The 1,832-nt window shown below is 46.3% G+C and carries 3 protein-coding genes; 1 reads left to right on the top strand and 2 read right to left on the bottom strand.

All coding sequences use genetic code 11. The features are described from left to right. Positions 1–944, bottom strand: a 944-nt coding sequence (locus tag Q0338_RS10255; RefSeq protein WP_298086636.1) for a DUF945 family protein, incomplete at its 3' end; no start/stop codon positions are given. Positions 945–965: 21 nt separating this feature from the next. Further along, a complete protein-coding gene (locus Q0338_RS10260) occupies positions 966–1,343 on the bottom strand; it encodes a RidA family protein (protein ID WP_298086637.1) in 378 nt (125 codons plus the stop codon). 94 nt (positions 1,344–1,437) lie between these two features. On the opposite strand from Q0338_RS10260, the gene Q0338_RS10265 reads away from it, so the two are divergent. Then, positions 1,438–1,832: cysteine permease (locus Q0338_RS10265; RefSeq protein WP_298086638.1), on the top strand; the 395-nt coding region annotated here is incomplete at its 3' end.

Consider the following 1,832-nt stretch of genomic DNA (forward strand, 5'->3'; position numbering starts at 1 on the left):
TCTTTCGGGTCGGTGACGTACATCGCCATCGCTTCTTTGTTTACGTTTTTCTCGTTTAGGCTCAAATTTAGCTGCGTGAGCACCTTTTTGCCGTCCACGTCAAGCGCGCCCGAACTCACGTCGGTAAGCGTATCGAGGAGATTTGCGTCTGCGTTTTGCTTTATCTGCGCCAAAAACGACATACCCGTAATGCCGACCGATTTTGGAAAATCATAACCCTTAGCGCTGTTAAAGCTCATTTTATCGGCCTTCACCCCGATTTTAGCTATATTTTCATAGGCAGTTTGTATGTTTATAAACGACATGAGATCGTCAAAGCCTTTAAAGTCATTAAGCTCGATGAGCGCGGAGGCGTTTTCTATATCAACCTTATCCATGCCGTCCGTATCGCCGCCGCCTATTTTACCAACGCCGATTTCTAGGGATTTTATCTTATTTTCTTTGATTTGCGCCTTCGCAAAAGGCTTTGAGATTACGAAGCTAGAGTCATCTTCATTTGTTTTGATATCGGCCAAATTTAGCATCACGTCGCGGGTTTTATCAAGTTTTATCAGCGCGTCGATGCTTAAAAACTCGTCCGTGCCGAAAATTTTCTTTAGATAGAGCGCGGCTTCGGGCGTTAGCGCTTTGACGTCGCTATGAGCCTTAAATCCGCTAAATAGCTCAGCAAATCCGTGCTTTAGCGTCGTTTTGGCTTCAAATTTGACCGGATCGTTGCCGTCGGTGAGCTCGAGTTTTAGCACCGCGCGCGAGCTAAACAGCCCTTTGTCGTAGTCGTTTTCTACCGCGTTTGCTTTTATATTGAAAAATCCAAGCTTCAAAGTCTCGCTAGTTAGCCTCGCCACGCCTCTATCGTAGGACTCCTTAGCCTTAGACGAGCAGTAAAATGCGACTCCAAAAACCGCGATCAAAACGACTGCGAGGGCAAATATAATCTTTTTCATTTTTTTCCTTGATTTTAAATTTTACTTCGTCGCCGCGATGAGCTCGATCTCGACTAGGCCGCCTTTTGGCAGCGTTTTAACGGCGATCGTACTTCTAGCCGGGTACGGCTCGCTAAAAAATTTGGCGTAGATTTCGTTTACGGTCGCAAAATCCTCGATATCGGCTAGAAAAATCGTCGTTTTTACCGCATTTTCAAAGCTAAGCCCAGCCTGCGCCAAAATCGCCTTTAAATTTAGCATCGATTGCTCAGCTTGAGCTCTCACATCCTCGCCCGCAAATTTGCCCTCCGGCGTAACGCCAAGCTGTCCTGAAATAAACAGAAATCCATTTGCCTCGATCGCCTGCGAATACGGTCCGATCGCCTGTGGGGCGTCTTTTGTAGAGATAACCTTTTTCATTTTGGTCCTTTGTAAAATTTGGGCGCATATTATCTAATTTACGGCCAAAAAAGCAAATTTCGCTATAATTTCCCGCAAGAAAGGCACGGAAAATATGAAAATCACCCTTGCGCCAAACGAGTTTTTGGATGATTACGTTCTTGGCTGCGAATTTGCGCGAAACGCCGAAATTTCTGGCAATGCGTATCTGTTTTGGAGCGGCGCGATCTGCGCTAAATTTGAAAACTCGCGCATCGTTTTTCTGCATAAAAAGAGCATTCCAGTGCGATTTCGCGAGGCGGCCGCGCGCTGCAGCGATCTAGCCGGACTCGTGCTCACGTCGGCGTTTTGCTCGTTTACGACGCTGGCGCCCTCGCATCTAGTCGCCAAAAACGGCTCCAAACTCTACCCGCTTTTCGAGCTACGCGAAATTTGCGGGATAAAATTTATAAATTTAAAGAAATTTTACGACGACTTCGGGCTTGACTACGACTACAGAATTTACATCGA

The organism is uncultured Campylobacter sp. (assembly GCF_938018145.1).
Taxonomy (GTDB): Bacteria; Campylobacterota; Campylobacteria; order Campylobacterales; family Campylobacteraceae; genus Campylobacter_A.